This is a genomic window from Paenibacillus sp. NPDC058898, assembly GCF_049316025.1.
Classification (GTDB): Bacteria; Bacillota; Bacilli; order Paenibacillales; family Paenibacillaceae; genus Paenibacillus_AQ.
On the sequence record NZ_JBMOSM010000005.1, the window covers coordinates 82,649 to 101,273 of the forward strand.

The following is an 18,625-nucleotide window of genomic DNA, read 5'->3' on the forward strand; positions in this document are numbered from 1 at the left end:
CGTCTCCTCCGTCCTACTGAATATTTATCTACGTACGATAAGCTGCATTAATGCGGACATAGTCATAAGTTAAATCACAGCCCCAGGCCGTAGCCGAGCCATTTCCGATATGCAGCTTCACGTCAATATCCACGGTATCACCCTGGAGGTAAACCAGAGCCGCATCCTCGTCAAAAGCAACGGGCCTTGACTGCTCCAGCACCGAAATTGGACCGATGGCAATATCCACCGTCTCCGGATTGACCGGACGGCCCGCACGGCCGACAGCCGCAATAATGCGTCCCCAGTTAGCATCTGCGCCGAACACCGCAGATTTGACCAGGCTGGAACCAATGATTGTCTTGGCGATGGCTTGCGCGTCATCGTCGCTTTCGGCGCCGTTCACGCGAACTTCGATCAGGCGGGAAGCTCCCTCTCCGTCACGTGCAATCGCCTTCGCCAGCTGCTGGCACACATAATGGAATCCGGCTGCAAATGCATCCCAATCCGGATGCTCCGGCGATAGCACGTCATGTCCTGCCAGGCCGCTGGCCATCGCAACCAGCATATCGTTGGTGCTTGTATCCCCATCCACCGTAATCATATTAAAGGTCAGGTTAGTCGTTTGGCGCAGCAGCAGCTGCAGCGCTTCCTGACCAATGACCGCATCCGTCGTCATGAATCCGAGCATGGTCGCCATGTTCGGATGAATCATCCCCGACCCCTTCGCCGTTCCGGCGATAGTCACCTTCGTACCGTTAACTTGTACGGTGACGCAGGCTTCCTTTTTCAAGAGATCGGTTGTCAAAATCGCCTGGCTGAAGTTCTCAGCCCCTTCGCTTCCGCCGCTGAGTTGTGCAGGCAGGCCGGTGATACCCGAGGAAACGCGGTCCATCTTCAGCAGTTCCCCGATGACTCCCGTTGAGGCGACAGCCACATCGTTCTCTTCCAGACCGAATTGCGCAGCCGTGCTAGCTCGCATCGTATAAGCATCCTCTTCGCCCTGCTTACCTGTACAGGCATTGGCATTCCCGCTATTGACGACGATCGCGCGAAGCTTGCCGTCCTGCAGGCTTTCACGCGTCACCTTCAGTGGTGCCGCTTGAATGAGGTTTGTCGTATATACAGCAGCCGCCACAGCAGGCACGTCACATACGATGACGCCCAGATCGTTACGGTCGGTCTTCTTAAGTCCACAGTGGAGTCCAGCAGCTTTAAAGCCTTGCGGCGTTATGATGCTGCCCCCATCAATAATCGCAAACATATTCTCTCCCATGTCTGTATCCCCAGCCGCTTACGGATAAATCGGCGTAAACGTAAGTCCGAGGCTCTCCTCCCATCCCATCATCAAATTCAGGTTCTGGATCGCTTGCCCGGCCGCACCCTTCACCACGTTGTCAATGACCGATATAATGGTCACTCTGTTCGTACGCGCATCCACCGCAAATCCGATATCGCAGAAGTTCGACCCGGTGACTTCTTTTGTCGCAGGCCATACGCCCAAGTCACGGATTCTCACAAACTGGCGGTCCTTGAAATACTGGCGATACAGCTCAATGAAATCCTCTTCCGTATAAGGGCCATTCAGCGTGGCATACATGGTGGTCATGATTCCCCGCGTCATCGGGACCATATGGGTTGTAAAAGTAACCGTAATCGGTTCGCCAGCTACCTGAGTCAATATCTGCTCAACCTCGGGAATATGTTGGTGCTTATTTACCTTATAGGCTTTAAAATTCTCGTTAATTTCGGCATAATGCGTCATCAAACTCGTTCCTCGGCCTGCACCGGACACGCCGGATTTGGCATCGATAATAAGGGAAGAGGCATCAATCCATCCCGCACTAATTGCCGGAATCAGCCCGAGCAGCGTTGCTGTCGGATAACAGCCCGGATTGGAGATGAAATCCACATCGTGGACCTCTTCGCCAAACACTTCGCATAGGCCATATACAGCCTTCTCCAAAAGTTCCGCACTCGGAGCCGTGTGCTTATACCACTGTTCATACACTGCTCCGTCCTTCAAGCGAAAATCTCCCGAGAGATCAATGACCTTCAGGCCCGCATCCAGCAGCTCTGGCACCAGCTTGGCACTAACGCCCGAAGGTGTGGCCGCGAACACCAAGTCCGCCACCTCCGCGATTTCCGCTGGATTAACACCATCCAGGTTCCGGGTCATGATATTCGTCAAATGCGGAAAACCGTCCGATATCGGTACGCCTGCAGTCGATGAAGAGATTACCGATGTAATCTCAACGCGCGGGTGTGCTTGCAGCAACCGGATCAGTTCCACGCCACCGTAACCGGTAGATCCAACAATAGCAACTTTTACTGTGTTTGTGTCCGTCATTTATCCTCATCCCTCTCCCCAAGGAACAGCCAAAGGACCTTATGCAAGGTCCCATTCATCCATTCCCTTCATCTCTACGTCATGCCCATCCGTTTCCATCCTCCGATCGATTCACATTGCCCCCTGAGCTCTGCCCTTGACGTGGTAAGCCATAGAAATCAAGTGACTGCTGATGCTCTTGATATGGTTTTCCATCGTGAAGCAGTCAGGCTAGTGATGATCTTGTTCGGAAGTATTCTGTCTCCTGCATTAAAACGACGCTTTCGTCAGGTATTCATTGACTTTATCCGTCTCATAAATATGTATTATTATACGACTGTATTCATATAAATACAATGGATTATTCAAATTTGGTCCCCATTTGCAAATGAATACCAATCGCCTTCAATGTCTAAAGAGTCGATTCATATTCTTCTTTTATAATGGAATACAATTTGAGGTCCCAATGTTGACCCTTGATCTTGATCCCCTTCCTCAACGTCCCCTCATAGGACATGCCGATCTTCTCCATGACACGCTGAGAGCCGATGTTCCCTTCTATGCAACGAGCTTGGATGCGCACAAGATCCATTTCGCCAAATCCGAGTTTCAATAACGCGGAGGCTGCTTCCGTCATAAGACCTTGTCCCCAACAATCCCGCGCAAGTACGTAACCGATCTCGGCACTCTGCTGTTCGGGCTTCCACCACACAAAATCCACCGTCCCCACCAAACGCCCGCTCTCCTTCAGCTCGATCCCCCAAGGGGCAATATCATGCTTGGCATACTGGACTAGTATAAACTGGATGAATTTCTTACTGTCATCGATCGAGCGATGGGTTTCCCATGTTACGTACTTGGCAACCTCATCATCAGAGGCATAGGCATACATCTGATCCGCATCCTGCATCGATATTCTGCGAAGCCGCAGGCGCTCGGTTTCCAGCACCGGCAAATTAGCAAAGATCTGTTCGATTTCCACAATCCTCCACCCCCTGAACAATATTAGATACCATTATATGCTCTTTACTAGAAAAATAAAGAAAAATTCAAGGTCATCGATCAGCCCCCACCGAAAAGCCGATTCCATTAGAAAAACGACTATCGGCGTCCTTCACAAATGACAGACCGCGTTTAGAGGGAGTTTTTCTTACGATAACGAATGGTTCAGCTTTGCTGAAACCTTATCGATTCTATAATTCCACAAAAAAAGAGACGGTGATATACACCGCCTCTTCGTGTGTCGAGAACCTCTCGACATCGCTTCTATTGTGTTACGCCTTAATATTGCGGAAGCCTTCACCCAATACCTCATGGGCATTGCTAATGATGACAAACGCATTCGGGTCCACCGATTGCACCACCGTTTTCAGCCGGGGAATTTCACTTTGTCCGACTACGACCATCAGAACTGTCCGGTGTTCACCCGTATAGCCTCCCTCTGCGGTCAGCTTGGTTAGTCCACGGTCAAGATCCACGAGAATGGCCTTCGTTATCGGCTCCGTATGATCGGATATAATGTAAGCCACCTTGGTGAAGCTAAAGCCCAGCTCAATGGCATCAATCACTTTGCCTGTCACGTACAGTCCAATGAGAGCATACAACGCCTGCTCCAGTGACAGCACGAGGGCTGCCGAGGAGATCACAATCGCATCCAAGAGCACGACGCAGACGGAAAAGCTGAGGCCGCTGTATTTTTGCAAAAGCTGAGCCACGATGGTCAATCCACCAGTTGAACCCCTGCCGCGATAGACCAGTCCCATCCCGATTCCGACGCCGATCCCGCCATAGATGGAAGCCAAGAGCGGATTGGAGGTTGGAATCGGCCAGTCCTTGGTCAAAAAGACGAACAACGGCAAAATCACGCTTCCCAGCAGGGAACGGATGCCGTAATCGCGTCCAAGGAGCCAGAAGCCAAGCACAAACAAGGGGATATTCAGCGCCCACTGCGTAAATGCCGGTTCAATGCCGAGCCATGCTTGCACAAGAACGGACAATCCGGACACACCGCCAGAGGCGATGTGGTTGGGCAGGAAAAACAGATTAAATGACAGCGCCATAATAAAGGAGCCGATGATGATAAAAACGGTGTCCACCGTCTGTCGAAGGGGACCGTTGATCGGAATCAGGGGTTCTCTTTTTCTTTTGTTAATCGATGGATTACCAGCGGATTGCGCCATAACTCTTCAAATCTCTCCTCAACGTCCTACTCGACTTCCAGCTTGATCTGACTGCGCAAATATCCATCGATAAAAGCATCCAGATCCCCGTCCATGACGGCTCCTATATTACCGGTCTCCACCTGTGTACGATGGTCTTTCACCATGCTGTACGGATGGAATACATACGAACGGATCTGGCTGCCCCACGCGATGTCGGACTGCTCGCCGCGAATTTCCGCCAATTCCCTCTGCTGCTCTTCGATCTTGCGCTCATAGAGCTTGGAACGAAGCATGGTCATCGCACGCTCACGGTTCTTGATCTGGGACCGTTCATTCTGACAGGTTACAACCACTCCTGTTGGCAAGTGAGTGATCCGTACGGCCGAGTCCGTCGTATTGATATGCTGACCACCGGCACCGCTCGCACGGTAAGTATCAATCTTCAGGTCCTCCGTCCGGATGTCCAGTTCAATCTCATCGTTAATCTCAGGAACGACGTCACAGGACACAAATGAGGTATGGCGACGGCCGGAAGAATCGAACGGGGAGATGCGAACCAGGCGATGCACCCCTTTTTCGGCCTTCAAATACCCATAAGCATTGTAGCCCTTAATGAGTAGTGTCACGCTCTTGATTCCCGCTTCATCCCCGGGCAGGTAATCCAGCGTCTCTACCTTGAAGCCGCGTTTCTCCGCCCAACGCGTATACATGCGATGCAGCATTTGGCCCCAGTCCTGAGACTCGGTTCCCCCCGCGCCCGGATGCAGCTCAAGGATGGCATTCATTTTATCGTAAGGCTGGTTCAACAGCAGTTGGAGTTCAAACTCTGCTACACGTCCAACCAGGTCCTTGATCGTTTCTCCGATTTCTCCTGCAAGGGAGTCATCGCCTTCTTCATCCGCCAGCTCGATCATCACGACGGCATCATCGTAATCCACCTGCAGCTTCTGATAGTGATCCACCGATGACTTCACGGCATTCATCTCGGTAATAAGCGCCTGAGCCTTCTCATTGTCATCCCAGAAATCTGGGGCTGCCATCTTCTCCTCAAAGTTCTCAATCATCTCCTGCTTTAAACTTAAGTCAAAGAGACCCCCTAAGATTGGTTAGTTTCTTGCTAATTTCACGCAGGTCCTGCTTCACACTTGGATCGATCATGAGTCCTCGTCCTTTCTTATCTACATGTAATAATTTCAGTATACCCTCTCCTGCATGGAAAACGTTCCATTTAAGAGAAAATCCACGTCACATCGCTTCACAAAATATTTCGCTGTTTATTCAGATAAACTCCCTTAAACGCAGCAGTGATTTCGGATCACGGTGGAATAGACCACAGTCACCCGGTTCATCTGCCGCTCTTAAGGGAGTTGAAAAGTTTGCGCCCATAACCTGGACGGGCTATATAAGGATGATCGAAGTTTACAGTAATGCCGATCAAATTCGATCATCACAAGAAGAAAAATATCCTCTAAACGCGGTCTTGCTTCTGTGAAAACACATCGATAGATGCTTTTCTTCTATCCATCGCCACTTGGCTAAATCGCTTAAGCGTTCTGTCCATGGCAGTGCTTATACTTCTTGCCGCTGCCGCAAGGACATGCATCATTCCGGCCGATCTGTTCAGCCACCTGGACTGGGCGCTTCTCCGCAGGCTCGCTGCTGCTGTTCGTGGAGACTTTATTCTCGTCCACAACGGCTTGACGCTCCTGGTTAGTCGCGATTTGGGCCTTCATGATGTACGTCGCCACTTCTTCCTGGATCGTCGCGATCATGGCATTAAACATCTCGAAGCCTTCGAATTGGTATTCGCGAAGCGGATCGGTACCGCCGTATGCACGGAGGTGGATACCTTGACGCAGCTGGTCCATCGCATCGATATGATCCATCCACTTGCTGTCCACCGAACGCAGCACGATAACTTTTTCGAACTCGCGTACCATTTCTTCGCCGATGGCTTGCTCACGCTCTTCGTACTTCTTCATCACACGCTCGAAGATATTCTCGGTAATCTCTTCGGCTTCTTTGCCCCACAGATCTTCGCGAGTGACGGAACCTTCGTCCAGCAGCTTGCTGTTGACGTAGTCTGCCACTTCTTGCAGTTCCCAGTTCTCCGGAATATCATCGCTGCAGTGAGCCTGCACAACACGATCAATGACCGGCTTAATCATCTCTACAACGATTTGCTTAATGTCTTGGGACTCCAAGATCTCGCGGCGCTGTTTGTAGATGATCTCACGCTGTTGATTCATGACGTCATCATATTGGAGAACGACTTTACGCATGTCGAAGTTGTTGCCTTCTACCCGCTTCTGCGCGGATTCAACCGCACGGGTAATCATTTTGCTCTCGATCGGCTGATCTTCTTCAAAACCAAGACGGTCCATCATATTCAGCACGTTGTCTGTACCAAAACGTTTCATCAGCTCATCGCCGAGGGACAGGTAGAACTGAGTTGACCCCGGGTCACCCTGACGACCGGCACGACCACGCAACTGGTTATCGATCCGGCGCGATTCGTGACGTTCTGTACCGATAATGTGAAGTCCGCCAATATCCTGTACGCCTTCACCAAGCAAAATATCCGTACCGCGTCCCGCCATATTTGTCGCGATCGTTACTGATCCCGGCTGACCGGCGCGTGAGATGATTTCCGCTTCCTCCGCATGGTACTTCGCATTCAGAACTTTATGCTGGACGCCTTTGCGCTTCAGCAGCTCCGATAAACGCTCGGAGTTCTCAATGGAAACTGTACCTACCAGAATTGGTTGGTTCTTTTTGTGACGTTCTACGATCTCCGCTACAACCGCCTTAAACTTGCCCTCTTCGCTCTTGTAAACCACATCCGGCATGTCGACACGCTGATTCGGTTTGTTCGTAGGAATTTGCAGCACTTCAAGACCATAAATCTTCTTGAATTCTTCTTCCTCGGTTTTCGCCGTACCAGTCATACCTGCCAGCTTGCGATACATCCGGAAGTAGTTCTGGAAGGTGATCGTTGCAAGGGTCATACTCTCGTTCTGAACCTCGATGCCTTCCTTCGCTTCAATCGCCTGGTGGAGACCGTCGCTATAACGGCGTCCAGCCATCAGACGTCCCGTGAATTCGTCAACGATAACCACTTCGTCGTCGGTAACAACGTAATCCACATCGCGGCGCATGATCACGTTCGCTTTCAGCGCTTGTACAATGTGGTGGTTCAATGTTACGTGGTTATGGTCATACAGGTTGTCGATACCGAAAGAACGCTCCGCTAGTGCCACGCCTTTTTCGGTTAGGGCCACGGATTTGACCTTAATGTCTACCGTATAATCCTCTTCCGCAGTCAGACGCTTCACAAAGCGGTCGGCTGCAAAATACAGCTCCGTCGATTTCTGAGCTTGTCCCGAGATGATAAGCGGCGTACGCGCTTCGTCAACCAGGATGGAGTCCACTTCATCAATGATACAGAAATAGAGCGGACGCTGAACCATCTGCTCTTTGTAGAGGACCATGTTGTCCCGCAGATAGTCAAAGCCAAACTCATTGTTCGTACCATACGTAATATCGCAAGCATACGCCTGCTGTTTATCCGGGTGTTCCATACCGCTCAGGTTAACCCCGACCGTCATTCCCAGGAAATTATATATTTGCGCCATCTCTTGGCTGTCACGCTGCGCCAGATAATCATTGACCGTTACAACGTGAACACCTTTGCCAAGCAGGGCATTTAAGTAAACCGGCAGCGTACCTACAAGGGTCTTACCTTCACCGGTCTTCATCTCTGCAATTCTGCCTTCGTGGAGGGCCATTCCTCCAATCAGCTGCACGTCATAGTGACGCTTGCCAAGTGTCCGTCTGGAAGCTTCACGAACTGTCGCAAACGCTTCAGGAAGCAATTCCTCCAGCGTCTCACCTTTCTCGATCCGTGCACGGAACTCTTCGGTTTTGGCTTGCAGCTGCTCATCGGAGAGCTTCTCAAAATCCGGTTCCAGTTTGTTGATTACATCGACCGTCTTCATGAGACGTTTGACATCACGCTCGTTGGTGTCGCCGAAAATCTTTTTGACAAGTCCTAGCATGGTTAACCCCTTTCGTGCAAAACAAGTGATAGAATCAACTTCATTAAATGCCAAAGGGTTAAATGATGAAATCGATTCATTGATTCCTTATGATGGTCCCATTTCATGCAGGCTAAAAAGCCCGTCCCATAAAATGAGGGTTTGCATAAATTGTAACAGTTTGTAAGGGATGCCGCAACAATATGTGCTATCACAAGAGATGTCTGTTACGTGAAGCCCTACTCTATGAGACGCGGGAAGGCTCAAAAAAGTTGCGTCGAGCATTTACCCAGCTTTAAACAATGGAATTATATTCATTTCACAAACAAAACACCACATCTAAATAAGTGTGAAATATTCATCTCCCATTGTCCAGAAATAACAAAGACTCCGCCCCGGTGATGCTCTTCAATCATGGCTAACCGAACGCGAATCCTCTTATATAGGAAGTCCTTAAGACGTTATACCTGAAGCTGTTTAAGAAACGGCTCCGAAGTCCGCTATGAGTCATCTCATTAAAATAATGGTTGCACTATTCAACATACTCGGATGGGTTTACCATCAAATACCACCATCTTTACGAAGCCTACCGCATCAAAAACGTATACATCCAAATAAAGAGCCCCACCCGCTTACACGGATGAAGGCTCATCTTACATTTCAATTTCATTTCACCATTTTAAAATTCGAATCAGGTCCAGCTGCTTCTGCATTCCGCTTGGAATGCCGCTTAAGCTTAATCCCGCTCGATCAATCCGTACTTGCCGTCATCACGCTTGTAAACGACATTTACTTCCTGTGTGTCAATGTTGGAAAATACGAAGAAATTATGGCCTACCATGTTCATCTGCAGGATCGCTTCTTCCACGTCCATCGGCTTCATGGTAAAACGTTTCGTACGGACAACTTCGTAACTGTCATCGTCATACTCGACTTGCTCTGCCTCCATCTGACTGGTTGCCGCTGCTCCGTTCGTCGCAATGAGCGTTTTCAATCCGCCCTCTTGTCTGATCTTACGGTTCAGCTTGGTTTTGTGCTTGCGAATCTGACGTTCCAACTTGTCCACAACAGCGTCAATTGAAGCGTACATATCGTCGCTTCGGTCTTCCGCACGCAGTACCACGCCTGTGAGCGGAATGGTCACTTCCACTGTGTGCAATCCTCGAATGACATTCAGTGTGACATATCCTTCGGAGGTGGGGGGTGCATCAAAATACTTATCTAGCCTGCTGAGCTTCTTGTCAACATAATCCTTCAAAGCATCGGTCACTTCAATTTGTTGACCTCGGATAGTGAATTGCATTGGGCACTCCTCCTTTGCACCTTCATTATAGCATTTTGTTAAGGCTATGTAAAAAGTCAGAATTGTGAATTTTAGCACAATATTCTTCAGGGAACGGCGCACAGAAAAAGACTCCGGACAAACCGGAGTCTTGGGCTAGCGAATCTCGAATTGTTAACCATCTATACCGTTTATGTAGGTCGGCTGTGCCGGGATGATTATAATTTGATTACGTTAGCTGCTTGCGGGCCACGAGCGCCTTCAACGATCTCGAATTCTACGGATTGTCCTTCTTCCAGAGTCTTGAAGCCCTCGGATTGGATCGCGGAGAAGTGTACGAATACGTCGCCGCCGTCCTCAGTCTCGATGAAGCCATAACCTTTCTCTGCGTTGAACCATTTCACTTTACCTTGCATGCACTAACATTCCCTTCATTGTCAAATAAAGTGTGACACTAATTGTCCACATTTCCGACTATAGCACCCGCCTTATCCAGTGTCAATTACCAAAGAAAAGGTTTTCTTTTGCAAAAAAACCGGAAAAATGTCGACTCGGCTTTATGACTGAGTTAGCGAGCGAAAATAGTTTGCGGACAAAATAGGTTTATGGTTATTTACCCTATAATAAATGTCATGAACCATGTTCCTTTGGAAAAAAATCTACTTAAATGATACAAAGGTACAGATTCTTAAAGAGCGAAAATGGAACTATACAAAAAAGCTCTTGGCAACGCCATCTGCATCGCCAAGAGCATAAATTATTTTAAACACCAGTCGTCTTAATGGGCACCCGGATCATAGGGTGGAGTTTCCGGTACACTTGTCCCCGTATCATATGAATTCACTTCAAACGTAACAATCTTATCATAGAAAACATAATCCTTACGACTGACAAATGGCCCCTTATTATTATTGTACTTATTGATACCAAACATAGTCGTTCCAATCCCATTGGCGCGTTCTTCATACCAGTTAATGAAGGCATTGACCTCCGTCATGGATAAATCGTACTCTCTATCGATGCCGTTTATGAGGATAAGACGAAGCAATGCCCGCTCTCCTTCTTGACCATCGCCCGGAACGGGAGGTTTTACTGCCTTCGGTGTAGCCGAAGCTTCATTTGAATCGCCACTTTCACCTGCTGCAGTAACCGCGGTAACAATATAATAATATGTAGTGCCATTAATAACATTGCTATCTGTGTAACTGTAAGTACTGCCTGTTACGGTTCCAATTATAGCATACGGTCCACCAGATACCGTCGCTCGCTTTACATTAAAGTTTGTAGCGGCATTGATAGAACTACTGCTCCAATGTAAAACAACGTTTTTATTACCAGCAGTTGCAACTAAATTTAACGGTGCCTCTGGAGGCAATTCCCCGCCTTTCCCAAATACATTCCATTCGTAAACTCTCGAATTAGCTCCCGTATATTTCAGCGCAACTGTCGACACATCCTGTACTGGGGCTGGGAGGGTCTGAACTGCATCATTGGTAGATAGTTCATATCTCTGCAGTAGGTTATTGTTTACATCATAAAACTCAACCGCTACTGGATTCGTATATTTTGCAATGACCGCAGAAACCTCAACCGGGGAAGGGAAAGTATGCCACACAAATTCCCCATTACTTATGACCTTAGTAGTAGATATATTGTTATCCGTCAGTTCTCGTGTAGTTCCTGTCGGACTGGATATCGATTTGCCTACTTGTAAAGTAACCCAATCAAGCAAACCTCCCGTGTACTTCGTTGCCTCAATTTTGATACTCTTCTCAGGCGAGTTGCTGCTTTCCCCTGCCTGATTTACCGCAGAAACTACATAATAATATGTCGTTCCATTGGTTACGGTGTTATCAGAATAAGAGGTTCCTTTAACATTCCCAATTACAGCATAAGGTCCACCAGGAGAAGTAGCACGCTTAACATTGTACGACTCTGCTCCATTTGCCGTCCATTCCAGTTTCGCTACCTGATCACCGCCTTGAATCCAGGTAATCGTTGTTGGCAACGGAGCTGTTAATGGAGCCGCAAACACATTCCACTCGTAAACTCTTGAATTAGCTCCCGTATATTTCAACGCAACTGTTGAAACATTTTGTACCGGAGCCGGAAGCGTCTGAACTCCATCATTGCTTAATAGTTCGTATCTTTGCAGTAAGTTATTATTTACATCATAAAACTCAACCGCTACTGGATTCGTATATTTTGCAATGACCGCAGAAATCTCAACTGGGGCAGGGAAAGTATGCCACACAAATTCCCCATTGCTTATGACCTTTGTAGTAGATATATTGTTATCCGTCAGTTCTCGTGTAGTTCCTGTCGGACTGGATATCGATTTGCCTACTTGCAAAGTAACCCAATCAAGCAAACCTCCCGTGTACTTCGTGGCATCAATTTTGATACTCTTCTCAGGCGAGTTGCTGCTTTCCCCTGCCTGATTTACCGCAGAGACTACATAATAATATGTCGTTCCATTGGTTACAGTGTTATCAGAATAAGAGGTTCCTTTAACATTCCCAATTACTGCATAAGGTCCACCTGGAGAAGTAGCACGCTTAACATTGTACGACTCTGCTCCATTTGCCGTCCATTCCAGTTTCGCTACCTGATCACCGCCTTGAATCCAGGTAATCGCTGTTGGCAACGGAGCTGTTAGTGGTGTTGTAAACACATTCCACTCGTAAACTCTCGAATTGGCTCCCGTATATTTCAACGCAACTGTTGAAACATTTTGTACCGGAGCCGGAAGCGTCTGAACTCCATCACTGCTTAATAGTTCGTATCTTTGCAGCAGGTTATTGTTTGCATCATAAAGTTCAACCGCTACTGGATTAGTATATTTTGCAATGACCGAAGAAATCTCAACTGGGGCAGGAAACGTGTACCAAGCGAGATTGCCGTTAGCAAGAACTACTGAGGTCGATGGATCATTGTCTGTCAATTGTGTAGCTAGAGATGATGATTGTCCTACGGAAGATCCAATTTGTACCGTCTCTCCATCCAGTAGCCCCCCAGTATACTGAGATGCTGCGTTGACAACTGCCGGGTTGATAAAAGCTAAACTTAAAAACAGAGATAGAATCAGTAATAAATTACTAGTTTTCTTCAATTTTTATCCTCCTTTAGTATTATATTAGTTCTTTTATACTAGTAATTTAACATTCAATACTATCCCTGTCCATACAAATTTTCACATTTTCAAAAGGGTATCTCTTTTAAAACTCCAGTAAAGCAAAAGGGTAAAAATCCGTACTTGAGAGTTCTTTTAAAGTAGTAGTAACTGGGTTTCCTTCTTGGTCGATATAATAAAGCCGGCCACCTAAACGATTGAGCAAGTCACTTATTAACAACAGAAATGGTTCTGCTTCATCTCCAAGCATTGGTTTATTCCATTCAAAAGTAATCTTCTTCACTACCTTTTCCTCAATTAATTCCATCATTCCTAAAAACGCCTGATACTCCCCACCTTCAATATCAATCTTCATAAGATCAATCATTCCGACATCCTGTAGCTCTGAATCCAACGAAACAGCAACTATTTCGGATGAAGTGTATGTATCTAGTAAATTTTCATCTTCTGGCTTCGTGTTAATGGAAGAATAACCGCTAAACCTTTCAGAAGTATGAAAGTTCAGTGTTGTATTTTTTGAAAACACAGCTTTATTTATAATTTTTGCATTTTCTGTGGTCCAGTTTATTGCAAGGTTATCTTTCACTATCGAAACCAGTTCTTTGTTGGCCTCAAATCCAATCACTTTTCCTGTATCTCCAACCAATTTAGAAGCCAACAATGTAAAATAGCCTACATTAGCCCCTATATCAACTACTGTTTGACCATGTTTAATATGCTTTAAAAAATACTTAGTTAACGGAACCTCAAACATTCCCGTGGTTACCAAAGTTGGCATAATACTTAAGTCATTAGAAGGTACGATAAGAAAAGCGTTGTAGGCTAATTTTACCAACATCCTGTTGTTTCCAATATATGTCCCGTTCATTGTAATCCTGCCCCTCTTTATCTATTCTCTTCGATATGTGATTTTAAATTGAAAAACCATTCGTTTTCTCTCATGTCTTCCCCAAGCATATGAATGATTTCAGATATTTTTCTTGCTTCCGTCAGTGAATTATTCATCGTCAATAACAGATAATATAAATAGTACACATCTGTAAAATAGGGATTGACCGTTAGTGCATCTTTAATTACATTTAGTGCATCGCCATCACGTCTAAGTTCTATAAGACAGAGAATAATCCATTTCGTACATGACATTTTCCATTCTTCAGGGAGACTAGAATATTCCCTCACAAAAAAATCCAGGGCGATGTCATACCTTTCACTTATAACGTTCCTAATTCCTTCTCCCAATACTAACTCTTTTGAAGAAATCCTATCTTTATCCCCTATTAGAATTGCATTAACTCGAGCCGAACTATCCGAATTTTTTATTCGTTTTACTGCGGCTATCTCCCATCTTGTAATCGGATGATTCTCTATCCAATCGTAAATAACAGGAATGTAAACCTCATCTTCGGAAGCATGGTCTAAAGCCCTCTGAAACTTGATTCGATCATCTTCACTTAAAAAGCAATCTATTTTTATTTTAATATCCCAGTCATCAACTGACCATTTTGGCGACGGAATGAACGTCGCCACTTCATTTAGATAATTCACTAAGGTTTGTATCGTTCTATCCCATTTATACTTTTCTGCAGTCCTCAGGCCATTTTCAGACAAATTTTTTAGTAGATCCTGGTTGTTAAGGACATAATTTAATTTATCTACTAGATCCTTCTCATCGCCAATAGCAGTGTAAATTAAATTTACTCCATCCTCTCCATATTCTTTTACTCCATCATTATTGGTCGAAATAACGGGACACCCCGTTGCCATTGCCTCAAGAACAGGCAGCGAAAATGATTCATATGCTGATGCCGATACATACACCAACGCATTCTGAAACAGCTCAGCAATTTTATCCTGAGGCGGATTTACAAATGTCTGGTCCGCGATGCCTATCCATTCACTTTGGGGCTGAGTTGGAGTGATCCAAAATAACTTCATGTTAGTATTCTTTTCTTTTACCTTCTGGAATGCTTTTGAAATTATATCAATGCCTTTAAAGGATATTGCTGCACTGCCCATCATTAATATATATTCTTCTTCACTGAAACTACTTTGCAATTTGGTATTATTGAAAACTTCATGATCAATCGCATTAGGTACAACTTGGGATTCCCTTCCGAAGTTTTTCTCCAGAAAGTAAGCTGCCTGATTCGACACGGTCATAATAAACCTTGGAAGCTCTAATTGCGTTTTTGCAAATAATCGAACATCTTCCGGCAGACGATCGATATGAAATAAATGTTCATCTCCCTGTTCAAAATAAACGACAGGGGCTATACCTGTTTCTATACAGGCCTGGATATGATCCCAATACGTTGCTACGATGACATCACATACAGGAATACCTTGCGCCAGCTCAATACCGAAAGGGATTTGATGAAACTTTGCATAGATGGGGAACCATTCTGGTCTAGAATAATGAGATACGATCGTTACATCCCATCCTTCCTTTACTAGGCGATTGGCGTGTTCGAATATAATCTTTACCCCACCACATACACTTACATGTGTCATTACATACACAATTTTTTTTGATTCCCTGCTTTGCATCGAGCCCTTCGCAACTATTTGCGGCAAGGCCGAATCCAATCGAACTCTCCGGTCAATATATTCTCTTCTACTTAATTGCTGTAACATTATAGCGGCCTATTCCCTTCTAATAAGTAGTTATGAATGTTGTAACGTGGCCTTATCAACCCATTTTTCTATATCTGTGTTTATAATCCAAAGGGATTCTGGTTTTAATTCACTCAGATCTTCTAGAATAGCTTTGGCCTCATTCATTTTATTTTGTATAATTTTAATTTTTACAAGTTCATAGCCATTAATAAAATCTTTCTGGAGTGCATAGGCCTTTTCAGCATAATAAGCTGCATCATCCAAATTCCCCAAGTTTAAGAGAATTTTCCGAACTAAACCGTATATTAGATTGTTTTCATCAGGTTTATTTGATTCAACCACAACTTCTAATGCGATATCTTCAAAACCAAATTTATATAAATTAGTTGCTATCATATACCTTAATATCGGAACATTTGAGCTGTTAATCAGTTCTTCCAAAAGTTCAAATCTATTCAATCGGATTATATCTTCGCATAACATACTCCATTGCTCTTGCATTGATCGAGTAATTGCAATATCCGTCGCTGATCTTTTACTTACGAGGTTCTCCCACCACTTCCATTCCTTATCCCTTACATTAAATGAACTACGATGATGTCTAAGAACTGATGGATCTTTTCTTATAAAGTCCACAAGCAATAAATCTCTAAAATGGTGATCCTTTATATCAACAGCCTTCATCCACAACTCTTCTGACTTAATTTCGTCTCCCTTAACCGTTGAGAACCAAGCTTCCACCTCCAATGTTAATGAATGAACATTGTAGCAGCTTATCAGATCCAATGTTGCTGGGTGTCTCAAGCTGTAAAGGGCAAGCACCAATTGTTCGAGTCTCTTAACCTCATTGATAGGCCATATATTTACAACTGCATCCACAAACTCTTTCCCTTTTACATGAGGATACAAATCAGTAAAAATTTTAATAAAGGCCAATAAATCCGGAGCTTCCTTCACACCCTTAAGAAAATGGTCTTGTGCTTTATCTTTCCTGTCATTTTTCATATAAAGCTCCGCCAATTTGGCATGTGCTAAATAAGATGCAGTACCTTCATAATGGTTAAATTGAATTCTGTTCTTATCCTCACCAATATCCAAGCATTTCTCAAAGCAGGAGATGGCGTCCATGTCATAACCTAGCTGCTCATAAATGAGGCCTACACGATATTGAAAGTCTGCATGTTCGCTGTATATCAATGCGCTATCTTTACCAACACTTAACGCTTCATCATGCCTGTTGAGCTCAGACAAAGATTTCATGATGAACATAAGGATCCTTGGCGCGTATGAAAAATTTTGACCCATGCTATATGCCTTTTTAAAAACTTCCAATGCCTTCTCATGTTTGTTTTCGAGCGAGTATTGGACACCGAGATTGAAAAAGTTAAAAGCATTAGGATGCTTTTCAACCTCATCCATTATGATTTTCATATTCCGATCAAGTTTGACTTTATCTCTTACAACATGCTCTAGATAACCATCATGATATATAATCGCGTCGATTAAATCCGGTTGTAAATCCTTTACTTTTTCTAAATCTACTTGTTCATGAAGAGCTCCTACATAACGTAGCTTTGGATCATTGCGAAACAAACGCACAAATTGATGCGTTTCTGCGAATCCAGAACCAAGATCGTTCCTAATTCTCACAAAGTAATAATCTTTATCAAGCGGTTCTTTTAGGCTCTCGGGTCGGGATCCAATATACTCATCAGCATCCAGATGTAAAATATAATCCCCAGTAGCGTACTGTAGTGCGTAGTTTCTCGCTTCTGCAAAATTATTAGTCCATTGAAAGTGGTATATTTTATCAGTATACTCCTTTGCAATTTCAATGGTTCTATCCGTCGATCCTGTGTCTACAATAATAATCTCACTCACCAAATCTTGTACACTGTCCAAACATCTTTTCAAGCAACGTTCTTCATTTTTCACAATCATGCAAAGCGATATTCTAGAACGATTCATTGTTAAAACCTCTATTCTTTATAATTAATTAATTTTAAACGTTCATTAGCAGGGAGAAAACCATACTTGGAACTCTCAAGATAATGATAAGCCGATGACTCTCTGTTCCCTATCAATTCATAATAGAGGCCTAAATTGTAATGTGCCTTAAAAGTGCCTGTGCCTATTGTGGTCTCGTACTTTTTCTGATCAGCTTCTCCTATGGCCAAGCAACTCTCAAACGCTTGAGGTATTTGTGAAAACCAATCGATATTTCTTGCCTCTATTAGTCCAACTCCATATATATAATATAAATCGGTATAATCCGGATAAATTTCTAGAGCTACTGAAACATATTTCAAAAAGTTATCCCATTGTTTTAACTCTACAGAACATTTAATCATGTGTAGCAGTAAAGTACTGTTATATAGTGGAGGATCGTTTCTATTTATAAGCTGGTAAGAAGATAGGTAAGATTCAATTGCTTCCTTCCATTTAGAGGCCTGTTGATGAGCACGCCCAGTTTGAAAATGCAAATAAGGATCCCTTGGATCATTTTCTAGCTCTTCTTGTAATAGTTCAATGTTTCTTTCTGCTTTTTTCTTTGTTTGTAAAATATCCGCCTTATATCCATAATGTATAATCTTGATCGATGAATCCCAAGTAGGACTTATTCCTTTATTGAGCATAACCTGCTCGTGTATACGGCCCTCATAACGAAGATCGGAATGATTAGGTAAAAATCTAGTTACCCATGACGTGGTGGAACCATTGTCTGTAATATTTTCAATCTCAACTCTTACAGAACTAGCGGAATTCCGTTTCATAAATTCACATGCTTCTTTTAATGCTTCCTCATTTATAACTAATCTTTCGTCGGCATCCATGACAAGAATAAAGTCTCCCGTTGCCTTACTGATGCTATAATTTCTGGCATCGGAAAAACTCTTATTCCATTCTCTTGTATACACTTTAGCACCCAATTGCTCAGATATATTTCGAGTATTATCTATGGACCCATGATCAACTACTATGATCTCATAAGCAATTGGCTTTACAGATGACAGGGCCTCCCCTATGTTTGCTTCCTCATTTTTCACAATCATACAAACACTTATCTTATGATCTATCATATCTGCC

At 44.6% G+C, this 18,625-nt stretch carries 13 protein-coding genes; all 13 read right to left on the minus strand.

Going from position 1 to position 18,625, the window contains the following annotated elements:
- Positions 1–28: 28 nt before the first annotated feature.
- A complete protein-coding gene (argJ, locus tag ACOZB4_RS15290) occupies positions 29–1,255 on the minus strand; it encodes a bifunctional glutamate N-acetyltransferase/amino-acid acetyltransferase ArgJ (protein WP_379414379.1) in 1,227 nt (408 codons plus the stop codon).
- 18 nt (positions 1,256–1,273) lie between these two features.
- Positions 1,274–2,329, minus strand: a complete 1,056-nt coding sequence (argC, locus tag ACOZB4_RS15295; RefSeq protein WP_379414380.1) for an N-acetyl-gamma-glutamyl-phosphate reductase — start codon at positions 2,327–2,329, stop codon at positions 1,274–1,276.
- A gap of 391 nt (positions 2,330–2,720) precedes the next feature.
- Complete coding sequence (locus ACOZB4_RS15300) at positions 2,721–3,290, minus strand: GNAT family N-acetyltransferase (RefSeq protein WP_379414381.1); 570 nt, start codon at positions 3,288–3,290, stop codon at positions 2,721–2,723.
- Positions 3,291–3,582: 292 nt separating this feature from the next.
- Positions 3,583–4,488 (minus strand): YitT family protein, encoded by a 906-nt coding sequence (locus ACOZB4_RS15305; protein ID WP_379414382.1) that lies wholly within the window; start codon positions 4,486–4,488, stop codon positions 3,583–3,585.
- 26 nt (positions 4,489–4,514) lie between these two features.
- Positions 4,515–5,628, minus strand: a protein-coding gene (gene prfB, locus ACOZB4_RS15310) for a peptide chain release factor 2 (RefSeq protein WP_379414383.1) whose coding sequence is annotated in 2 segments (ribosomal slippage) — positions 4,515–5,555 and positions 5,557–5,628 — 1,113 coding nt in all. Because the reading frame shifts where the segments join, the coding sequence is not laid out codon by codon here.
- A gap of 386 nt (positions 5,629–6,014) precedes the next feature.
- The gene (gene secA / locus ACOZB4_RS15315) at positions 6,015–8,528 is read right to left on the minus strand and encodes a preprotein translocase subunit SecA (RefSeq protein WP_379414384.1); all 2,514 of its coding nucleotides are present in this window, start codon (positions 8,526–8,528) and stop codon (positions 6,015–6,017) included.
- A 715-nt stretch (positions 8,529–9,243) separates the two neighbouring features.
- On the minus strand, positions 9,244–9,810 hold the full coding sequence (hpf, locus tag ACOZB4_RS15320; protein ID WP_076324023.1) for a ribosome hibernation-promoting factor, HPF/YfiA family: 567 nt from the start codon (positions 9,808–9,810) through the stop codon (positions 9,244–9,246).
- Between the two features lie 197 nt (positions 9,811–10,007).
- A complete protein-coding gene (locus ACOZB4_RS15325) occupies positions 10,008–10,205 on the minus strand; it encodes a cold shock domain-containing protein (RefSeq protein ID WP_009594275.1) in 198 nt (65 codons plus the stop codon).
- A gap of 362 nt (positions 10,206–10,567) precedes the next feature.
- A complete protein-coding gene (locus ACOZB4_RS15330; RefSeq protein ID WP_379414385.1) occupies positions 10,568–12,901 on the minus strand; it encodes a hypothetical protein in 2,334 nt (777 codons plus the stop codon).
- A gap of 106 nt (positions 12,902–13,007) precedes the next feature.
- Complete coding sequence (locus tag ACOZB4_RS15335; RefSeq protein WP_213647003.1) at positions 13,008–13,790, minus strand: FkbM family methyltransferase; 783 nt, start codon at positions 13,788–13,790, stop codon at positions 13,008–13,010.
- Positions 13,791–13,807: 17 nt separating this feature from the next.
- The gene (locus ACOZB4_RS15340) at positions 13,808–15,556 is read right to left on the minus strand and encodes a glycosyltransferase family 4 protein (protein ID WP_379414386.1); all 1,749 of its coding nucleotides are present in this window, start codon (positions 15,554–15,556) and stop codon (positions 13,808–13,810) included.
- Between the two features lie 30 nt (positions 15,557–15,586).
- A complete protein-coding gene (locus ACOZB4_RS15345) occupies positions 15,587–17,506 on the minus strand; it encodes a glycosyltransferase (protein WP_213647005.1) in 1,920 nt (639 codons plus the stop codon).
- 11 nt (positions 17,507–17,517) lie between these two features.
- Positions 17,518–18,618, minus strand: a complete 1,101-nt coding sequence (locus tag ACOZB4_RS15350; protein ID WP_379414387.1) for a glycosyltransferase — start codon at positions 18,616–18,618, stop codon at positions 17,518–17,520.
- Between the last annotated feature and the right edge of the window lie 7 nt (positions 18,619–18,625).